Source organism: Nocardia sp. NPDC051981 (assembly GCF_040680715.1).
In the GTDB taxonomy this organism is placed as follows: domain Bacteria; phylum Actinomycetota; class Actinomycetes; order Mycobacteriales; family Mycobacteriaceae; genus Nocardia.
The window spans coordinates 66,895-81,138 of record NZ_JBFAXK010000026.1 but is presented as its reverse complement, the minus strand read 5'-3'; the positions used below and the strand labels follow the sequence as shown (position 1 = coordinate 81,138).

The window sequence follows — 14,244 nt, the reverse complement described above, 5'->3', positions numbered from 1 at the left end:
AGCAATGGAACCGATTCTCGTCACCGGCGCGGCCGGCGGAAGCCAGGGCGGCACCGGGAGACTGGTTGCCGAAACCCTGATGCGCGCGGGCATGCCGGTGCGTGCTTTCGTGCACAGCGATGACGGCCGTGCGGCCGAGCTGAAGGATCTCGGCGCGGAGGTCGTCGTCGGCGATCTGCGCGAGATCACCGCCGTGACACCCGCTCTGCAGGGTGTGCGCCGGGCCTATTTCACCTATCCGGTGACCGCCGGAATGATCGACGCCACCGCGGTTCTCGCGGCCGTCGGCCGTCAGGCCGGGCTGCAGCGCGTGGTCGCGACGTCACAGCTCGGCTCCGATCCGCAGGCGGGCACCCCGCACATGCGGCGGCACTGGGTGGCCGAACAGGTGCTCGACACCGCCGGCATCGGCGCGGTGCACCTGCGCGCGGCGGTGTTCTACGAGAACCTGCGGGTGGCCATCGGCGACCGCGGCGAGTTGGCGCTGCCGCTCGGCTCGCCGGACACCGTGCTGCCGCTCATCGCGGGCGCGGATGTGGCGGGGGTCGGGGCGGGCGTGCTGCGTACCGAGGGCCCGGTGGATCCGGTGCTGTGGCTGGCGGGCGAGATCATGACCGTCGGCGAGGCCGCCGAGTTGTTCGGCGTCCCCTACCGGAACGTCGATCCGGCGGAGTGGTCGGCGTGGGCCATGACCGTCTACCGCGACGCGGTGGCCGTCGAGCACCTGACCCACCTGTGGACCATGTTCGCCGCCATCGGATCCGGTCACGAACTCTTCCGCGTGACCGAATCCATCGAGCGGTTCACCGGCCACCCGCCGATCACCCTGCGCGAGTTCGTCACTTCGGCGTGAGGAAGTCCTCCAGGAAGTTGCCCAGGCGCTCGGCGCGCGCGGCGATGCTGCGGTTGGACTGCACGTAGTCGTCGATGCCCTGCTCCTGGGCGTCCTTCAGGTACCCGGGCAGCGGCTGCTGGATCTCGGTGTCGATGGCCTGCGCCAGCAGCTGTGCCATGGTGTCCCGCAGTGGATTTCCGCTCGCCGCCTGATTGTCGAGCTCCAGGTGGCCGTTCTCGGTGGAGTAGTCGTAGAGCTCGAACTCCTGCTCGGCCGACGCGTCGATCTGGATGCGGCCGTCCAGCCACTTCGAGTAGGAGGCGAACTTGGCGTCGGCCGTGCGCACCATGGCCACGTGGCCGGGTGCGTTGTGGTCGAACAGGATCGCCGCCTCCTCGATGGTGGACTCGTCGGTGGTGTGCGCGATCCACGGGCGTCCGGCAGCGGAGGCATTGCGGCACAGGGCAGCCAGGTCCAGGCGGCCGCGCAGATGCTCGTAGCGGTCCACGGCCCGCCAGTCCGCGCCGCCGGTGGCGATGGTCAGCAACAGGGGCGCGAGGTCCACGCTGGAGGTGAGTTGCATGCGGGCGCTGGTGGAATCGGTGGGGCTGAGGTATCCGCGCGGGTCGTGCACGTACAGCGGCACCCGGATCGCCTCGTCGTAGGCGCCACCGCCCTTGCCGTGCAACCCGTGCGATCCGGCGTAATCGCCGTGGTCGGAGGTGAACACGATGACCGTGTTGGCGGCGACGTCCGGGCGCGAGTACAGCGTGTCGAGTACGCGGCCGATCTGCCCGTCGACCTGCTGCTGCAGCCATAGGTACAGGTTGCGCATATCGATCCAGGCCTGGGTGGCCTCGGGCGTGCCGTAGGGCGCGAGCCCGAACGCCACCACCGACGCCTGCACCAGTGCCATCTGCAGTCGCGGCTTGGCCGAAAGCTGTTCCAGCGATTCGAAATTCCCGGGCAGCTGGTCCATCCAGCGCGGCAGGTCGAGGTTGGCCTGGTCCCGGCGGGTCCAGCGCGGCCAGTACTGGATGTCGTGCGGATTCACCAGCGACACCGTGGTGCACCACGGCGAACCGCCGGAATCGTGCTCGAACCAGTCCACGAAGTCGTCGACGATCTTCGGATCGGCCTGCAACCCCTGCCCCGGCGCGCCGTTCGGCGACGGGTAGGTGCCGCCGCCGAACCCGTAGGCGTCCAGCGCGCCCGGCGTGCGGTCCGGGTAGTGGCCCAGATGCCACTTGCCCCACCAGGTCGTCTCGTAGCCGTGCTCGCGCAGCATGGAGCCCCAGGTCGGGAAGCGCGGGGAGAGTGTGGATTCCGAGACCACCATGCAGCCGGTCTGATGGCTGTAGAGCCCGGTCACCAGCGCGCCGCGGGAGGCGGTGCAGTCGTTGGCGGCGGTGTAGTGCTGCTCGAACGAGACGCTGCCGTGCCGGATGCGGGCCAGGTTGGGCAGCAGCTGATCCAGGGTCTGCTGATCGGGGAACCAGGCGGGTGCGCGCATCTCGTCGACGATGACGACGAGGATGTTCGGTTTGCCCGGGTCCACATCGGCCCGGGCCCGGGGTGCCGGTCCGGTCGCCGTGGCGGCCACCGCCGCCGTCACCGATGCCGCTGCTCCCGTCAGGAATCCGCGTCTGCCGAACAAGGGGCCTCCTACTGCCGAAGTGGCGATTCCCGGGCAGCGTAGGACAGTTCCGCGAGCCGATCGTCACGCCTGCGCGGGACCCGCCATCCCCCGTCCGGGGGACAGGACGCGGAGGTAGTGCTCGACCTCGTGCTGAATCGCGGTCCGGCCGGGGCCCAGATATCGGCGCGGGTCGGAGAGGTCCGGGTGTGTCGCGAGGGTCGACCGGACCGATTCGGCCAGTGCGATATTCAGGCGGGTCGCGATATTGATCTTCGCCATGCCGTGCCGGACGGCCGCGCCCAGGTCGGCGTCGGAGACCCCCGACGATCCGTGCAGTACCAGGGGGACCTGGAGTTTCGCGGCCAGGGCGGCGATCAGCTCGGTGTCCAGCACGGCATCGCGGGTGCGCATGGCGTGGGCGGAGCCGACCGCCACGGCCAGGGCGTCCACCCCGGTCGACGAGACGAAGGCGACGGCCTCGTCGGGATCGGTGCGCACGCCGGGGGTGTGGGCGCCGTCCTTGCCACCGATCGCGCCCAGCTCGGCCTCCACGTGCACGCCCCGGTCGTGGCACCAGCGGGTGATGGCCGCGGTGGCCTCGACATTGGCGGAGTAGTCGAGGGCCGAGCCGTCGTACATGACCGAGGTGATGCCGAGTTCCACCGCCTGCGTGATCAATTCGCGGGAGGTGGCGTGGTCCAGGTGGACCGCGAGGGCGGCGGCGCTGTCGGCGGCCAGGTGCAGGCAGGCGTGCGCGAGCGGCTTCAGGCCCCGGTGGTAGTGGACGGTGTTCTCCGAAATCTGGAGCACCGCAGGACGATTCACGGACTCGGCCGCGGCGGTGATGGCCTGCGCGTGCTCCAGGGTGATGACATTGAACGCGCCCAGCCCGCCGGGACGGGCGGCCGCGAGCAGCTCGGGGAGCGGGACCAGTGTCACGGGTGGGACTCCGGGATCAGAGCGGTGACCTGGACGGTGGGGGCGAGGCGGTCGCGGAGCGTCAGGTCGATCTCGCCCGCCACCGGGATCACCACGGCCGCCGCGGAGGTCGCGACGGCATCGGTCAGCAGGGCGGGCCAATCCGGCTCGCCCGGGGCGGCCAGCGCGCGGATCACCGCCGCCGCGGCGGCATCGCCCGCGCCGGTCGGATTGCCCGCCAACGGTTCCGGCAGCGTCGCGGACCAGGCCCCGGACGCCGTCACCGCGACCACGCCGGCCGGGCCGCGGGTGGCGACCACGGCGCGGACACCGGCCGCCACCAGTGGACCGGCGGCGGCCGCCACGGCCCGCGGGGTCTCGGCGACCACGCCGGTGAGACGTTCCAGCTCATCCTGATTGGGGGTGAGCACGACGCCGGGGACGGTGGCCGCGAGCTTCAGGGCCGGACCGTCGACATCGCAGACGGCCGGCACGCCGGCCGCGACGGCCGTGCGCACCAGCTCGGCGGGCACCGCGTCGTCGACCCCGCCGGGCAGCGATCCGGAGATCACCAGCCCGCGCAGCTCGGGCAGCAGGAACGCGACGCGATCCAGCAGCCGGTCCACGGCATGCGGCTCGTGCACGTACGCGCCCGGCTCCCACAGGCCGGTGGCGGTGCCGTCGCGGGATTCGCTGACCACCAGGGTGCGCCGGACCCACGGCAGGGCGGGCACGAACTCGGCGGGGAATTCCGCGGCGGCCGCCGCGGCGAAGGTGTGGTCGGCGAATCCCGTTGCCCGCACACAGCCGCCGAGCTGGCACAGGATCCTGGTGACATTGATGCCCTTGCCGCCCAGGCGCTGCTCGACCGACAGCACCCGCTGGGCGCGCCCGCGTTCCAGGCGTTCGAGCCGGTAGGTCAGGTCGTAGGCGGGATTCATGGTGACGGTGAGGATCACGCCAGCCACCGTCCCCGCCGCAGCACCCGCCGCAGGTTCAGGTCGTCGTCGAGCACCACGGCGTCGGCGTACAGGCCCGGCCGCAGGTCGCCGACCTGATCCAGCCCGGTGGCGTCGGCGGGGGTGGAGGTGACGGCCGCGACGGCGTCGTACAGCGGGACGCCGCACTCGCGCACCGCCCAGCGCAGGCAGTGCAGCAGCGTCGCGGTGCCGCCCGCCAGCGAGCCGCCCGGCACCCGGGCCACACCGTCGGTCACGGTGACGGGCCGCGGTCCCAGCCGGTACTGTCCGTCCGGCATGCCCGCGGCCTGCATGGCGTCGGTGACCAGCACCACGCGGTCGGAGGCGGCAGCGAAAACCAGTGCGCCGAAACCGGAATCGACGTGCACCCCGTCCCCGATGACCTCCACGAAGGCTTGCCGCTGGGCCGCCGCGACCAGGCCCGCCGCCACCGGCCCGGCCGCCCGATGATGCAGCGGCGGCATGCCGTTGGCGAGATGGGTAACCAGGGTGGCGGACCCCTCCGGGCTCAACGCCGCCCGGAAGCGGGCGAAGGTCGAATCGCTGTGGCCGACGGCGACCACCACGCCGCTGTCGGCCAATTGTTTGGCGGCGGTGTCGAATCCGGCACGTTCCGGGGCCAGGGTCATCACCCGCAGGCTGCCCTCGGCGGCCCGCAGCAGACGGTCGATCAGCGCGGGATCGGGATCGATGAGACAGCCGAGATCGTGTGCCCCGCAGCGGGTCCGGGACAGGAACGGGCCCTCGATGTGGATACCGGCGATGGCCCCGTCGGCGGCCAGCGTACGCAGCACGGCGGCCTGGGCCACCATGGTGTCGGGCGCCGCGGTCACCAGGCTGGCGAGCACGCTGGTCGAGCCGTGCCGGTGATGGAAGGCCGCGGCCGCGCGCGCCTCCGCCGGATCCTCGGTGTCGAAACGATGGCCGAAACCGCCGTGGGTGTGGATGTCCACCAGGCCGGGGACGATCGTGCCCGCGTATTCGGGCGGTAGTTCGCGGTGGGTCGTGGCCCATTCGGTGGCCGGACGCACCGTGGCCACCCGCTCGCCCCGGATCGAGACGACACCGTCCTCCAGCACCCCCGCCCGGGTCACCACCCGGCCGCGCAATTCGAGTCCGCGCCGGCCGCTCATCGCAGTTCACCCGTCCGCGCCAGGTGGGCCGCGCCGATCAGGCCGGCGCGAATGCCGAACTCGCCCAGTGTGACCCGGGGAACGGGCGCCACCCGCAGCAGGGCGGTGAGCCGGGCGTGCAGGCCGTCGGTGAGGACCGCGCCCGCGCGGGCCAGGCCGCCGCCGAGCACGATCAGCTCGGGGCAGCTCGCGTGCACGACACCCAGCAGGCCCGCTGCCAGCGCGTCGATGGCGTCGTCTATGACCGCCCGGGCCGCCGGATCGGTATCGACGGCGGTGAAAACGGTTTCCGCGCCGGTGATTTCGCGGCCGGTGCGCGCGGCGTAGGCGCGGGCGATGGCCGGTCCCGACGCGACGGTCTCGACGCAGCCGGTATTGCCGCACGGGCAGGGCAGCCCGTCGCGGTAGCGCACGGGGATGTGGCCGTATTCCCCTGCCTGCGCGAGGCCGAGCTGCCCGGCGGGGGCACGTACCAGGTGGCCGCCCACCGACAGCGTGCCGCTGATGCCGGTGCCGAGGACCAGCACGCACACATCGTCGAGTCCGCGGCCCGCGCCGAAGCGCCATTCGGCCCAGCCCGCGACGGTCACGTCGTGGTCGATGAGCACCGGCAGGCCCCAGCCGTCGGCGAAACGATGGCCCACCTTCACATTCCGCCAGCCGAGATTGCTACTGAACACCGCGATGCCGCGGTCGGAGTCGACCAGCCCGGGCAGGACCACCGCCGCCCGCGCCACTCGCTGCCGGTCGCCCGGCGGCAGGGCCGCCAGCAGCTCACGGCCGAGTCGTTCGATGGCGTCGAAGGCGGCCTCGCCGTGCGGTGTCCCGACGGTTGCCGCGCATCGGACGGCGCCGCCCGCATCGGTGATCTCGGCCTTGGTGGTGCCGCCCCCGACGTCCACGGCGAGCACCAGATCCGTTGCTGCGTCAGCCATCACGGCACACCCATCAGCTCAGGATGACCGATCGCGTCAGGTTGCGCGGGTGATCGGGGTCCAAACCCAGGTCGGCGGCCCGCAGCAGGCACAGCCGGTGCACCCGCACCAGCTCCGCCATAGGGTCGATGTCACGCTGCTCGACATGCGCTCCGGTGGCGCGGATGTCGTCCGTGAGCCCGAGCGGCTGCGGGCCCAGCGCCCACACCGCGCGGCCGGGTCCGGCGATGCTGATGGGGCCGTGCCGGTACTCGGTGGACAGGTAGGACTCGGTCCAGGAGCGGCAGGATTCGCGCAGCTTCAGCGCGGCCTCGTCGGCGAGCGCGGCGGCGAAATCCATTCCCACGAAAGTGATCTGCTCGGCATGGCGGATAACGTTCAGCGCATCGGGGTCGTGATCGGCCAGCACGGCCCTGGCCTGCGCGATCACCGGGCGCAGATCCTCACCGAGGTGCCAGCGCAGCAGCGCGAGCGTCGTTGTGGCGAACCGGGTTTGGACCACCGATCGCTCGTCCACCTCGTCGATGAGGATGGGGTCGGCCAGCTCCAGCGCCGGCGTGGCGGGGCTGGAGCTGATGACCGTGCGCGGAATCTCCTCGGGCAGTGCGGAGATGGCGTCCAGCACCTCGGTAGTGGTGCCGGAGCGGCAGATCACCAGATAGCGGTCATAGCCGCGGCCGATCCCCGCGAGATCGCGCAACCGCGGATCGCCCGCCGGCCAGGCGTCGGTGAGTCCCTGCCCGGCGGATTCGCGCAGTGCGGCGAAGGCGCGGGCCATGAACAGCGAGGTGCCGCAGCCGAGTACGGCGACCCGTTCGCCCGAGACGGGCAGCAGGTGGCGGTGCGCGGCGGCGGTGGCTGCGGCGCGGGCCCAGTCGTCGGGCTGGGTGGCCACCTCGCGGGCGAGATGGGATCCGGCGGCCAGATGGCTTGCGGGGATGGAGATTCGATTCGCCTCGGGCAGCACGTACCCAGGATCAACCCAGTGATCGTTCCTGTCAATTTTCCCGGTCAAACGATCACATTCGAGCAGATTTCGCGTTAGATTCGGACATACCGAATCGTTCGCTTCATTCATCATCCGCGATTCGCGTCGCAGGGTGTGCAGATTGAGGAGCCCTTGTCGTGAAACGTCCACTGCGTGGCGCACTTTCCTCGGTGGCGCTGCTGACCGGCCTGGTGCTGACGGTGTCCTCCTGCGGTTTCGGCGGGAGCAAATCCGACGACTCGGACCCCAATACCCTCACTTTCCTCGCGCCGACCTACAGCGACGGGACCAAGGCCGAGTGGGACGCCATCATCGCGGATTTCCAGCGGGCGAATCCGGACGTCAAGGTCAAACTCTCGATGGAGTCCTGGGATTCGATCAATGACGTGGTGCGCACCAAACTGCAGTCCAAGGGCACCACACCCGACATCCTGAACATCGACGCCTATTCGACCTACGCCACCGACGGCCAGCTGTACCCGGCCACCGATATCGCCGACCCGGCGGTGATCGCCGACATCCAGCCCGGCTTCGCGAAGAACGCGTCCATCGACGGAAACCAATGGGCTCTACCGCTTTTCGCCTCCACCCGCACGCTGTTCTACAACACCGAGCTGTTCGCCAAGGCGGGCATCGGCGCACCGCCCCGGACCTGGACGGAGCTCACCGACGACGCCAAGAAGATCCAGGCTCTCGGCGGCGTCTCCGGGTACGGGCTGCCGCTGGGCAGTGAGGAAGCCCAGGGCGAGACCTCCATCTGGACCTTCGGCGCGGGCGGCACCTGGTCCGACGGCGACAAGGTCACCGTCGACACCCCGCAGAACCTCGAGGGTGTGCGGGCCATGAAGGCCATCGCGGACGCCGGTGCGACCGAACCGAATCCGGGCGCCACCAATCGGCTCGACGTCATCAACGCGTTCATCCAGGGCAAGATCGGCATGATCGAGGGGCTGCCGCCGACCATCAGTCAGATCGCCGCCAAGAATCCGAGCCTGAAGTACGCCACCGCGCCCTCGCCGACCAAGACCGGCGACCCGTCCACCCTCGGTGTGGCCGACCACCTGATGGCCTTCAAGAAGGACGGCACCAAGGCCGCGGCCATCAAGAAGTTCCTCAGCTACTTCTACTCCGCGGCCGTCTACGCCAAGTTCGTCAGCGGCGAGCACTTCATCCCCATCACCACCAGCGGTGCGGCGGCGCTCACCGACGATCCCGTCACCAAGGCGTTCGCCGCCACCCTGCCGGTCGCCAAGTTCTACCCGAGCAACAACCCGAAATGGGGTGCCGCACAGGGCGCCATCCGGCAGCAGATGGGCACGATCGCGCAGGGCAGCGACCCGGCCTCGGTGCTGCAGAAGATTCAGCAGGCGGCGAGTTGAGGGGCGTCGCCTGCCATCGATCCACGGCCACGCTGCGCGCGTTGCCGTGGATCGGCCCTGTGCTGGTCCTGATCGCGGCGGTGGTGGCGTACCCGGCGGGGTACATGATCTGGACTTCGACCCGCGACCTGAGCGCCTACGGGACCGACCGCGGCCCGGCCGGATTCGCCAACTTCCGCAGGCTGTTCGCCATCGACGAGCTGCCCGCGATCCTGGCGCACACCGTGGTGTGGGTGGTAGCGGTCGTGGTGATCACGCTGGTGCTCTCGGCGGGGCTGGCGCAGTTCCTGAACAAGGACTTCCCGGGGCGGACGGCGGTACGGCTGGCCATCCTCGTGCCGTGGGCGGCGTCGGTGGTCATGACGACCACCATCTTCGACTACATGCTGGATCCGGATGTGGGGATCGCCAACCGGTTCCTGGTCGATATCGGGCTGCTGGACCGGGGTTTCGGATTCACCAAGGAGCCGGGGCCGGCGTTCCTGGTGGCCATCGGGGTGGCGGTGTTCGTGTCCGTGCCGTTCACGACCTACACGATTCTAGCGGGGCTGCAATCGATTCCGGCCGATATCGACGAGGCGGGGCGGGTCGACGGGGCGAGCTCCTGGCAGCGGTACCTGTATCTGACACTGCCGCAACTGCGTCCGGCCATGGCGGTGGCGACGGTCATCAACATCATCAACTCGTTCAACTCGCTGCCGATCCTGCAGGTGTTGACAGGCAACATCGCGGGCTTCTCCGCGGACACCACGACCACGTTGACGTTCAAGCTGATTCGGCAGAATCAGCAGGTCGCGACGGCGGCCGCCATGAGCGTGCTGAACTTCGTGCTGATCCTGGTCATCATCGCGGTCTATGTGAAGCTGATCCGGCCCGCCGGTGAGGAGGCGCGATGACCCGGCGGCGGTGGGGTCTCACGGCCGTCGGCGCGGTGCTGGCGGTGGTGTTCCTGCTGCCGTATCTGGTGATGGTGCTCGGGTCGCTCGAGCCGCGTTCGGAAATCCTGCGGATCCCGCCGACCTACCTGCCGCGGCAGTGGCGGCCGGACAACTACGCCACCATGTGGCACACGCCGGAGACGCCGCTGCCGTTCAATCTGGTGAGCACGCTGGTGATCTCGGTGTTCGGGACGTTGCTGGTGCTGGTGGTGGCCATTCCGGCCGCGTATTACACCGCGCGGCGGCGGTTTCCGGGCAAGACGCTGTTCCTGGGTCTGGTACTGGTCACCCAGATGCTGCAACCGACCGTGCTGGTGACCGGCCTGCTGCGCGAGTTCTTCACCCTCGGCATCAATGACACCTGGCTCGCCATGATCCTGGTGAACGGCGCGTTCAATCTGTCGTTCGCGGTGTGGATCCTGCACAGCTTCTTCGCCGGGGTGCCGGTCGAGGTGGAGGAGGCCGCCCAGCTGGACGGGCTGAACCGCTGGCAGATCCTGACTCGGGTGAGCCTGCCGCTGGTATGGCCCGGCATCGTCACCGCCACCGTGTTCGCCTTCGTCTCGTGCTGGAACGAATTCGCCGCCAGCCTGGTCATTCTCACCACGCCGGAGAATCAGCCGCTGTCGGTGGCGCTCACCAAGTTCGTCGGGCAGTACGACGTGGCTTGGCAATATGTATTCGCCATCTCTACCGTCGGCATCGTGCCCGTCGTGATTCTGTTCGCGCTCATCGAGAAGCGCCTGGTCGCCGGCCTCACCGCCGGCAGCGTCAAATGACCGCTCCCGCAGACCGTTCCCGGCGCTGGAATCGCCTGCTGGAACTGCTCGCCGAGGCCGGCCGCCTCTCGGTCGAGGAGGCCGCCGCCCGCCTCGGCGCATCCCCCGCCACCATCCGGCGCGACTTCACCGCCCTTGCCGACCAGGGCCTGGCCACCCGCACCCATGGCGGCATCGTCGCCACCGCCGTCGCCTACGACCTCCCCGCCCGCTACCGCGGCAGCGCCGACGAGCCCAAACAGCGCGTCGCCGAACACGCTGCGGCCCTGATCGATCCGGCCGAAGTGGTGGCCCTCAACGGCGGCACCACCACCACGGCCGTGGCCCGCGCCCTGGCCGCCCGCCCCGACCTCCCCACCTCCACCGACCACGAACTCACCATCGTCACCAACGCCCTCAATATCGCCGCCGAACTGGTCCTGCGCCCCCACCTTCGCACCATCTGCCTCGGCGGCCTGGCCCGCCGCGAGTCCTACGAACTCCACGGCCCCCTGGCCGCCCTGGCCCTGGCCGAATTACGCCTGGACACCGTGATTCTCGGCGTCGGCGCGATCTCCGCCGAGGGCGGCGCCCAATGCCGCCACCTCGACGAGGCCGGCATCAATGCCGAAATGGTCCGCCGCGCCCACCGCGTCATCGCGGTCGCCACCGCCGACAAACTCAACCGCACCGCACTCGCCCGCATCTGCCCCATCGACGCCATCCACGTCCTGGTCATCGACCGCGAAGCCGCCCCCGCCGCCCTCACCCCCATCCGCGACGCGGGCGTCGAGGTCCGCCTCGTCTGAGCGCGACCGAATCAGTTCGGGCGCAGTACGACCAGGCCCGGGACTGTGGTGAGGTACTGGGTCAGGGGGGTGTCGACGACCTGGTTGTTGACGGTCAGGGAGGAGGCGTTGCGGAACATCGGGCCGTTCGGGGTGGTGGTGAAGATGCCTACGTGGGAGACGTCGAGGCCGGCGTCGGGGGTGTAGGCGCCGAGGTAGTCGCCGGTGTGGAGGGCGGTGATGACGGCGTTGTCGAAGGAGCGGCTGGGGATGTAGGTGATGTCGCGGTCCACCACGGGGATGCCCGGAAGGTAGTTGCCGCCATCGGCTTTCGCGTTGAGGTGTTTGGTGACGGTGACCGCGGCGGGGGTGAGGGTGCGGGTGATGTCGGTGGCGGCGATGCGGTTGACGGCGGCCCAGTCGGTGAAGAAGTGCTTGCGGCGGGTGAATTCGACCTGGCCGTCGGCGTAGCGGGTGGCCACCAGGTTCTGGATGAAGGCGGCGCGGGTGGTGGAGCGGCTCAGGGCCTCCACGTAGTCGAGGTAGGTGAAGCAGTCGACGCGGCGGAAGTCGATGACCAGCTGCTCGGGCTGGGTGACGGAGCCGACGAGCATGTTCGCGCCGTAGGGGGTGCCGAGGAAGCGGCTGGAGAGCTGGGCGATGGCGTCGGTCCGGGTGCCCGTGGTCGAGTTGCGCACGGCGAGCAACTCGTCCAGCTGTTGCGAGGTGGCCTCGTCGAGCGCGGGGGCGGCCATGGCCTGGGAAGGCAGCAGAGCCAGCGCGAAGACCAGTGTGACCAGCATCAGCAGGATTCGGGTGACTGTGCGCAAAACCCCTCCATCGGAACGAGACGTGCAGATCGAACCTAACAGCCGATTCCTGTCCCAGACAATCCTTTCGCCGCGTCGAATACCTGCGTAAGCTGCGCGGCATGATCGCGACCCAGTCGCCGCAGCAGCGCATCGTGGAACTGCTCCTCCCCGAATCTACCGTCGTCCACGGCTATCTCGATGTGCTCGGGGCGGAGACGCCTCCGGTCAGGGGCATCGGGCAGGCGGCCATGCGGGTGCCGCTGATCTCCCGCGTCTACGAGCCCATCTGGCGCGAGTTCTTCCGGCTCGCCATGGGACGCGATGCGGTCGGCGTGCGCCGGGAGAAGCAGCGGGCGGTGGACTTCGCTCGGGCTCGCCGAGGGCGCGCTGGTGCTCGATGTCGGTTGTGGGCCGGGGCTGTTCACCAGGGCTTTCGGCCGGGCGGCGGGGGATTCGGGCCTGGCCGTCGGGCTCGATGCCTCGGAGTCGATGCTGGCTGAGGCGGCGCGCACCAATGTCAGCCGAGCAGCCCGCCGAACATGCCGCCCGACTGCCCGGCCTCCTGGCCACCGCCGGTGCCGCCGATGAAACCGCCCGGCGGCAGCTCGGAGGGCTGCACGATGACGAAGCCGCGGCCCGAGAACGACAGGGTCAGGCCCTCGCCGGTGCTGCGGCCGATCAGGCGGCTGAAACCGAAGGAGTCATTGCGCTTGATGCCGGTCTGCAGGCTGGACGACCAGGCCACCGCGGCCTGCGGATCGGCGTAGGTCGGCTGGTCGACATTCAGGACCACGGGGGAGCCGTGGGTGGTGATGGCGATCCGGCCGCGACCGGTGAAGACGCAGTTGAAGAAGCCCGCATTGCTGGCGTAACCGGCCGCGCCCTGGACCCTTTGGATGTTGTAGGACAGCGTGGAGTCGAAGGCCAGTACGTTCGCGCCATTGATGGTCAGGCCGTCGGTGCCGTCCAGGTCCACGATGTGCACATCGGAGGCGGCATTGGCCAGGAACAGATCCCCGCGCCCGGACACCTGCATGAGCGGCACGCCCTCACCGGTGAGCCGCTGCTGGATCGCCCGCCCGATCCCACCCGACCCGAGCGCCTTGAAGTGCAGCTCGCCCTGATAGGCCACCATCGATCCGGCCCGGGCCAGGGTCTCCCCGTCGACTGCCACCCGGATCATCTTGCTGCCCTGCTTCTGAATGCCGTAACCGCTGACCTCGGCATGATTCGGATGGAACAGCTCGCTCTGCACGGACGGAACTCCTTGTGGCGCGGAATGATTCGAGACGGGAGCCGCGGGCGGATAGGGCGGCGGCACGAAAGACTGCGGGGCCATGGGCACCTGCTGCGGCGCGGCCGGCGGCTGGAATTGCTGGGCCGGCAGGGTGGGTGGCAATGGCATCGGCCGCGCGGCGGGATTGGGTTGGGTCGGCAGATATTGCGCGGGTTGCGGCTGCTGCTGGGGTGGCGCGACGGGTTGCGGCGGGAGGGCCTGCGCCGGAAGCGTAGGGGCGGGTGGGGCCTGCACCGGCGGCTCGGGGTCGTCGTCGATGGTCACGCCGAAGGCTTCGGCCAGTCCGGCCAGGCCGTTGTCGTAGCCCTGTCCGACCGCGCGCACCTTCCAGGCGTCGCCGCGGCGGTAGATCTCCACGCAGACGACGGCTGCCTCGCTGGTCAGGCCGTTCATCGGGAAAGTCAGTGTGCCCGCGGGGGATCCGATGGCGGCGGTGAGTGTCCCGGCGGCGGCGAAGGTGGCGGGCCCGCTGCCGTCGAGGCTGGCGGTGATGGCGACCCGATCCACGTCGGCGGGTAGAGCGGAGGTCTGGACGTCCACCATGTCCCCGGCGCCGCGGCCGTGCCGATAGACCACGCCGGGACCGACCGGTTGGTTGAAGAAAATGAAGTCCCCGTCCGACCGCACCCGCCCGTTCGCGCCCAGGAGCAGCGCGGACACATCGACTGCGACGGAGCAGGTTACGGTGACCGTCATCCGGTCGGCGGGCGCGGGCCGATTCTCCCCGCGGGCGAGCGCCGTCACCGCGGCCCCGCACCGGCGGCCCGGACCTGTTCGGGCAATAGGCGATTCACAGCCACCAGTGTCCCGAATGTCCGAATCAATGGCCATCCGGGTATTCCCC

General features: G+C 70.0%; 15 protein-coding genes. 7 read left to right on the top strand and 8 right to left on the bottom strand.

The genetic code is table 11. The features are described 5' to 3' along the window. Positions 1-4: 4 nt before the first annotated feature. The gene (locus tag AB0L60_RS33690) at positions 5-853 is read left to right on the top strand and encodes an NAD(P)H-binding protein (RefSeq protein WP_364622520.1); all 849 of its coding nucleotides are present in this window, start codon (positions 5-7) and stop codon (positions 851-853) included. On the opposite strand, the gene AB0L60_RS33685 is transcribed toward AB0L60_RS33690, so the two are convergent. The 6 genes from AB0L60_RS33685 to AB0L60_RS33660 all read right to left on the bottom strand — a co-directional run bounded on the left by AB0L60_RS33685 (position 840) and on the right by AB0L60_RS33660 (position 7,407). Beyond that, positions 840-2,492, bottom strand: a complete 1,653-nt coding sequence (locus tag AB0L60_RS33685; protein ID WP_364622517.1) for a sulfatase-like hydrolase/transferase — start codon at positions 2,490-2,492, stop codon at positions 840-842. The genes AB0L60_RS33690 and AB0L60_RS33685 overlap by 14 nt on opposite strands. 63 nt (positions 2,493-2,555) lie before the next feature. Further along, positions 2,556-3,413: a class II fructose-bisphosphate aldolase gene (locus AB0L60_RS33680; RefSeq protein ID WP_364622514.1), complete on the bottom strand. Its 858-nt coding sequence runs from the start codon at positions 3,411-3,413 to the stop codon at positions 2,556-2,558. After that, entirely contained in the window at positions 3,410-4,351 is a 942-nt protein-coding gene (locus AB0L60_RS33675) for a hexose kinase (RefSeq protein WP_364622511.1), read from the bottom strand. Before AB0L60_RS33675 ends, AB0L60_RS33680 begins: the two co-directional genes overlap by 4 nt. Beyond that, positions 4,348-5,505: an N-acetylglucosamine-6-phosphate deacetylase gene (locus AB0L60_RS33670; protein ID WP_364622508.1), complete on the bottom strand. Its 1,158-nt coding sequence runs from the start codon at positions 5,503-5,505 to the stop codon at positions 4,348-4,350. Before AB0L60_RS33670 ends, AB0L60_RS33675 begins: the two co-directional genes overlap by 4 nt. After that, positions 5,502-6,440, bottom strand: coding sequence for an ROK family protein (locus tag AB0L60_RS33665; RefSeq protein WP_364622505.1), 939 nt, complete (start codon positions 6,438-6,440; stop codon positions 5,502-5,504). Before AB0L60_RS33665 ends, AB0L60_RS33670 begins: the two co-directional genes overlap by 4 nt. A 13-nt stretch (positions 6,441-6,453) precedes the next feature. Next, on the bottom strand, positions 6,454-7,407 hold the full coding sequence (locus AB0L60_RS33660; protein ID WP_364622502.1) for a sugar isomerase: 954 nt from the start codon (positions 7,405-7,407) through the stop codon (positions 6,454-6,456). Positions 7,408-7,565: 158 nt separating this feature from the next. Here AB0L60_RS33660 and AB0L60_RS33655 point away from each other — a divergent pair, with 158 nt between their 5' ends. The 4 genes from AB0L60_RS33655 to AB0L60_RS33640 are packed head-to-tail and all read left to right on the top strand — an operon-like array spanning position 7,566 to position 11,312. Beyond that, entirely contained in the window at positions 7,566-8,807 is a 1,242-nt protein-coding gene (locus AB0L60_RS33655; protein ID WP_364622499.1) for an extracellular solute-binding protein, read from the top strand. A 59-nt stretch (positions 8,808-8,866) separates the two neighbouring features. After that, entirely contained in the window at positions 8,867-9,703 is an 837-nt protein-coding gene (locus AB0L60_RS33650) for a sugar ABC transporter permease (RefSeq protein ID WP_364622496.1), read from the top strand. Next, on the top strand, positions 9,700-10,524 hold the full coding sequence (locus AB0L60_RS33645; protein WP_364622493.1) for a carbohydrate ABC transporter permease: 825 nt from the start codon (positions 9,700-9,702) through the stop codon (positions 10,522-10,524). Before AB0L60_RS33650 ends, AB0L60_RS33645 begins: the two co-directional genes overlap by 4 nt. Next, complete coding sequence (locus tag AB0L60_RS33640; protein ID WP_364622490.1) at positions 10,521-11,312, top strand: DeoR/GlpR family DNA-binding transcription regulator; 792 nt, start codon at positions 10,521-10,523, stop codon at positions 11,310-11,312. The genes AB0L60_RS33645 and AB0L60_RS33640 overlap by 4 nt, the downstream gene beginning before the upstream one ends. 11 nt (positions 11,313-11,323) lie before the next feature. Here AB0L60_RS33640 and AB0L60_RS33635 read toward each other — a convergent pair whose 3' ends face one another. Then, the gene (locus AB0L60_RS33635; protein WP_364622487.1) at positions 11,324-12,121 is read right to left on the bottom strand and encodes a DUF1460 domain-containing protein; all 798 of its coding nucleotides are present in this window, start codon (positions 12,119-12,121) and stop codon (positions 11,324-11,326) included. 101 nt (positions 12,122-12,222) lie between these two features. Here AB0L60_RS33635 and AB0L60_RS33630 point away from each other — a divergent pair, with 101 nt between their 5' ends. Beyond that, a complete protein-coding gene (locus AB0L60_RS33630) occupies positions 12,223-12,603 on the top strand; it encodes a hypothetical protein (RefSeq protein ID WP_364622635.1) in 381 nt (126 codons plus the stop codon). Further along, positions 12,521-12,691, top strand: coding sequence for a hypothetical protein (locus tag AB0L60_RS33625; RefSeq protein WP_364622630.1), 171 nt, complete (start codon positions 12,521-12,523; stop codon positions 12,689-12,691). Before AB0L60_RS33630 ends, AB0L60_RS33625 begins: the two co-directional genes overlap by 83 nt. Here the strand turns inward: AB0L60_RS33625 and AB0L60_RS33620 are convergent. Next, the gene (locus tag AB0L60_RS33620; RefSeq protein WP_364622627.1) at positions 12,621-14,096 is read right to left on the bottom strand and encodes an AIM24 family protein; all 1,476 of its coding nucleotides are present in this window, start codon (positions 14,094-14,096) and stop codon (positions 12,621-12,623) included. The genes AB0L60_RS33625 and AB0L60_RS33620 overlap by 71 nt on opposite strands. Positions 14,097-14,244 lie beyond the last annotated feature (148 nt).

Coding starts and splice junctions, on each gene's coding strand:
- AB0L60_RS33690 (WP_364622520.1), top strand. CDS start 5: ATGGAACCGATTCTCGTCACCGGCGCGGCCGGCGGAAGCCAGGGCGGC.
- AB0L60_RS33670 (WP_364622508.1), bottom strand. CDS start 5,505: ATGAGCGGCCGGCGCGGACTCGAATTGCGCGGCCGGGTGGTGACCCGG.
- AB0L60_RS33665 (WP_364622505.1), bottom strand. CDS start 6,440: ATGGCTGACGCAGCAACGGATCTGGTGCTCGCCGTGGACGTCGGGGGC.
- AB0L60_RS33645 (WP_364622493.1), top strand. CDS start 9,700: ATGACCCGGCGGCGGTGGGGTCTCACGGCCGTCGGCGCGGTGCTGGCG.
- AB0L60_RS33640 (WP_364622490.1), top strand. CDS start 10,521: ATGACCGCTCCCGCAGACCGTTCCCGGCGCTGGAATCGCCTGCTGGAA.
- AB0L60_RS33630 (WP_364622635.1), top strand. CDS start 12,223: ATGATCGCGACCCAGTCGCCGCAGCAGCGCATCGTGGAACTGCTCCTC.
- AB0L60_RS33620 (WP_364622627.1), bottom strand. CDS start 14,096: ATGACGGTCACCGTAACCTGCTCCGTCGCAGTCGATGTGTCCGCGCTG.